At 23.1% G+C, this 4,739-nt stretch carries 5 protein-coding genes; 4 read left to right on the forward strand and 1 reads right to left on the reverse strand.

Translation table 11 applies throughout. From position 1 onward, the window contains the following. The first annotated feature begins 422 nt into the window (after positions 1-422). The 4 genes from ELQ16_RS09650 to ELQ16_RS09665 all read left to right on the forward strand — a co-directional run bounded on the left by ELQ16_RS09650 (position 423) and on the right by ELQ16_RS09665 (position 2,449). Positions 423-1,079: a ParA family protein gene (locus ELQ16_RS09650; RefSeq protein ID WP_166739687.1), complete on the forward strand. Its 657-nt coding sequence runs from the start codon at positions 423-425 to the stop codon at positions 1,077-1,079. Between the two features lie 6 nt (positions 1,080-1,085). Then, on the forward strand, positions 1,086-1,316 hold the full coding sequence (locus ELQ16_RS09655) for a hypothetical protein (RefSeq protein WP_134239422.1): 231 nt from the start codon (positions 1,086-1,088) through the stop codon (positions 1,314-1,316). 15 nt (positions 1,317-1,331) lie between these two features. Beyond that, positions 1,332-2,117 carry a Fic family protein gene (locus ELQ16_RS09660; RefSeq protein ID WP_134239424.1) on the forward strand — a complete coding sequence of 262 codons (786 nt, stop codon included), beginning with the start codon at positions 1,332-1,334 and terminating at the stop codon, positions 2,115-2,117. 101 nt (positions 2,118-2,218) lie between these two features. After that, the gene (locus ELQ16_RS09665; protein ID WP_134239426.1) at positions 2,219-2,449 is read left to right on the forward strand and encodes a hypothetical protein; all 231 of its coding nucleotides are present in this window, start codon (positions 2,219-2,221) and stop codon (positions 2,447-2,449) included. Between the two features lie 471 nt (positions 2,450-2,920). On the opposite strand, the gene ELQ16_RS09675 is transcribed toward ELQ16_RS09665, so the two are convergent. Next, positions 2,921-3,838, reverse strand: coding sequence for a hypothetical protein (locus ELQ16_RS09675; protein WP_134239429.1), 918 nt, complete (start codon positions 3,836-3,838; stop codon positions 2,921-2,923). Positions 3,839-4,739: the final 901 nt, after the last annotated feature.

The raw sequence follows: 4,739 nt of genomic DNA on the forward strand, positions 1-4,739 counted from the left end.
AAATATGTATTTTTAACTATTTTTTGCATATTTTTATGTAATAATTACTATATTTTAGTAAAAATTACATATTTTTATGTATTTTTATGCAAAAATTACTAAAAATTGTGATATAATTATGTATAAATTAAAATATTTTAGATAATTAAGGTTTAGTTATGAAAAATTTTTTTTATTTTGGAAATATAATTTTCATAATTTTTGGAATCACGACAATTTACATTAGTAGTATAAAAGAATTAAGTATTTCTATAACTATATTTGCTGTAATATTTATTTTTCTGGGTTGTTTTAACCTATATAAAAAAAGATTTATGTCAAAAATTGAGAAAATATTTGTAATACTTTTTATATTATTATTGCTGTCCCTAGTATTATCTATATTTTTAAAATATTATAAATAAATACAAAAGGAGAGAATGATGCCAATTATTTCATTTTCGCATCCAAAAGGCGGAGTTGGAAAAAGCACATTATGCTTTAATTTTTTAAGCTATTTGCAACTTAAAAATATTGATTTTATCTGCGTAGATTTAGATGGACAAAATAGCATTAGTTCTTTGAATAAAATTAGAAAAATTAATGGACTAAAACCTTTCAATATAATATCTTTCAAAAGCGAAAGTGAACTCATTGAATTTATTAAAAATAATAAAAATAAATTCACTGTTATAGATACTGGAGGTTTTGACAGTGGATTTAACAGAATTGTGATTTCCATTAGCAATCAAATCATCACTCCATTTGGTGATAGTCCATTAGAAATTTTAAGGTTGAGAGATTTTGACAAAATCCTAGATGAAATTCAAAATCAAATCAATGAAGAAATTAAAATTGATTTAGTTATCAATCGCATAAGTTCGAGCATTAAAAGCTTTAACTATTTAAAAAAACAAATTGATGATTGCAAACATTTCAAACTTTTGCAATTTCCTATTAGAGATAGAGTTGCTTTTAAAAATTCTCTAATTGAAGGAAAGGGAGTATTGGAAATAGACAGCAAAAGTTTGTCTGATGCGAATGCCAAAAGCGAAATTGAATTATTATTCGATGAAATTTTAAAACAAGTAAAGGAGTAATTTATTATGGCAAAAAAAACTTTAGATATAAACACTTTAACGCAAGTTAGTCAAAGTGCAGAAATGCAAGAAAATACCAAAGAGAAAAAATACAAAGAACAAATAGTGCGAACTTCTATAATTCTGAGTATTAGCGAATATAATGAGATGAAAGAGTATTGCAGAAGAGAAGAGGAGAGTATGAATAGTCTTGTTAGAAAACTTTTGAAGAAAGAAGGCGTTATATCCAAAGAATGATTTGCGGAGTATAAAATGAAATATGAAGAATACCAAGAATACAAAAAAAACAAAAACATTAACTATGAAAATATTCTAGTTGGTATAGGACTTAATGAAGTTGATAATCTCAAACCATCCGAGTATTTTTATAAGGCTGTAGAAAATTCATCAACTTATGAAGAATTAGAAGAAAAGATTATAGAGTATTATAAAAATACAAACAATGAAGAAGAGATTGTAAGAACTAAAGAATGTGATTTAGTATCTCAAAGAATAGCTAAAATTATTGATGATGAAGGTTTTAGTTTTTCACCTATTACACTTAAAAATATTCATAGAAAAATATTTACGGATGTTTTTCCGCAAGTTATGGAAAAGTATGTAGGAAATTTTAGAAAAGTAAATATTTTTAAAGAAGAAGCTATTTTAAATGGCAAATCTGTAAATTATGCCAACTATGATGATATACTAGAACTTTTAGAATATGATTTTGAAAAAGAAAAAAAGAATGACTATTCTAAAATTAGTGATGATGAATTTATTAAAAAAATATCTAGTTTTGTTTCAAATATATGGCAAATACATCCTTTTAGAGAAGGTAATACAAGAACAATAGCAGTTTTTACAATTAAATATTTAAATAGCATAGGTTTTGAAATTAATAATGATATTTTTAAAGAAAATTCAAAATATTTTAGAAATGCCCTAGTTTTATCAAATTATTCAGACAAATATAGAAATATAGATATTTCATATTTAGAAAGTTTTTTTAAAAAGCTTTTGATAGATAAAAATTTAAGTTTAAAACCAATAGTTTAATTAAAAATGCTACTTTAAAACACTTACCAGAGGGGGATAGTGGTGGGATGAGACCTCCCCCTTTGGTAAAACATAGTTTTTAAAATTTTTAAGGATTAAATATGGGAGCTAATCCATTATTAGCAACAATCAATTGCTCTATTGGAAATATTAAAAATCATCTAAATGATAAAGATTTGTGTAATCTATTTTTAAAGATTAAAGAAAAAGAGCATAATTTGACAATTTTGGAAAAATATGCCATAAATGTAATGCAAACAGAAGCATTACCGCAAGAATTTCTTTGGTTTCAAAAAGATTTTAATATTCCCCAAGAATATATACAAAAGTAAAGCATTATGATGAAAAAATGATTTTGCAGTGATTGAGATTCGTTATTCTCTTTAGTTTGTAATGTAAGTTTTTCTGCTAAAGAAAGTGCATAAACTAATTGCTTTGGTGTTGCATTTTCATATTTTGAATAATCATATATCAATAACTCCACTAATACCTAAGAATATTTTTAACTTCTATTGATATCCCAATCATTTCTTCTTTTGTATCGAGATGGCCTAATAAATGAATCAAGCAGTTCCAACTCTCTTTGCATAGGCCAAGCCCAATATCTATGATATTCCAAATTTTCTTTCCAATAAAATTCAAGAGCTTCGATTTCTTTTATATAGTCATCTAAGGAAATGTTCTTTCTTAAACAATATTCCACATATTCTGGTTTAAATTTTAGTGGCATTAAAACTGTGCTTTTATTTTTTCTTTCATTACATTTCCTTTAATTCTTGTGTGAATATTCTTCTTTAAAATTTTCACTTTCCTAAAATACCCAATAGCTCATCAATTTTACCGGAGTCTAAAAGTTTTTGCTTTAATTCTAATTCTTGCTTTTTGAGTTCTAACTCAAGATTCTTGGTTTTTAATGCTTCTAATTCTAATAATGTTTTCATATCATTTTCTTTGTTAATATTTTCTTTATTATCTACTTCTTGATTTTCAATCATAATAGAATTTTTCAGATCGTGATCATATTCTTCTTTTTTAGATACAACGATATTACCATCAACATAATTATTTTTTTCATCTTTAGATATTGATATTTCTCTGATATCATAATCGTGAGGAGCGCTAATCAATTTTTCTCCACCATCATATTGAGCCAAAACAGTTGCAGTTTTTGAAATCTTAAATTGTTCAAAATCAAAATCATTTACGACAATTTGTCTTAAATGTTTAACATCTCTAAAACTACCCTTGCCAATAATATTTGGATTAATAAGATAGGAATCTCCTGCCCACATACCATACTTTTCTTTCATCTCCTCACTCATAGGTAATAAAACACCCTTTGCAATTAGACCTTTAATTGAACGAGAAACCGTAGATGTAGATATATCATACATTTTAGAAACATTTTTTCTAAAAGAACTATCGATGGTAATAATATTATTATAATCTATTCTTTTTACCACATAAAAAAAAATCTTAAATTCAGAATCTTCTAATTTATTCCCAAGATAATCAATATTCTCAACAAATAATTTTGTAAATTCATCTTTAGTTTGAACCTGCTCAACTTTAAATTCTTCTGATAAGATAATTTCACCTGTAATATTATCTACTACTTCTTTATTCTTTGAAAGTAAAATCTTTTTTTTACCAGCACCTAAATATTTAATTCCTGGAAACTTTTCTTCAAACTGTTTAATCTTTTCACTATCCTGCAACATTATCAAACCTTCACAATAAAATGTAACATTATTATATCAAATATATTGCATAAAGTTGCAACAAATTTAAAAATATAGAATTTTTATTGCATAAAGTTGCAACAAATTTAAAAATTAATAAAATATTATAATATAATTTACAAAATAAATAAATTTAATAATATTATATAAACTTAAATAGATTTCTTAAAATGTCACAAGTATTGCAAATAACCTAAAATTAGGTATTTAAAGAAAAAAATATAAAAGATTTTATTGCATATATAAAAGATTTTATTGCATATATAAAAGATTTTATTGCATATATGCAATAAATTTAAACTTAAAATACCTATTTTATAGTATTTCAAAAAGAATCAAAAATAATTTCCTTTCTTATTCTATTCAGTAATAAATAAAACAACAAATTAAAACTTAAACTTAAAAAAATGAAAATTCAAAAAAATATAAAAACTAATACAAAAATAAAAACATATATCAGAAATTAAAAATAATCCAGAATAAAACAATTGAAATAAAACAAATAAAGAAAATCATAAAGAAGAAACATAAAATTGATTAAAACCCAAAATAAAAAGAAAAAAATATTTTAAGTATTAAAATAAAAATTAAAAATAATAAAATAAATAATATTAATTAAATAAAAAACAAAATAAATAAAATATTATTTTTACAGCAAAAAAATAATTACATCTATATTATATCTCATTATTTCTTTATACCTTCTTACTCACACACCAAAAAAAACATAAACCATAAAGTTAAAATATTTTTAAAACAAAAAACTAATATAACTAAAATATAAAATATTCTAGATTTTATTGTGTAAAAACTAAAAATCTCAGATTTTACACACTTAATAATAAATTAAGATTAAGTAAAATCTGAAATACAATAAGGC

It is taken from the genome of Campylobacter sp. US33a (assembly GCF_004378855.1).
Lineage (GTDB): Bacteria > Campylobacterota > Campylobacteria > Campylobacterales > Campylobacteraceae > Campylobacter_D.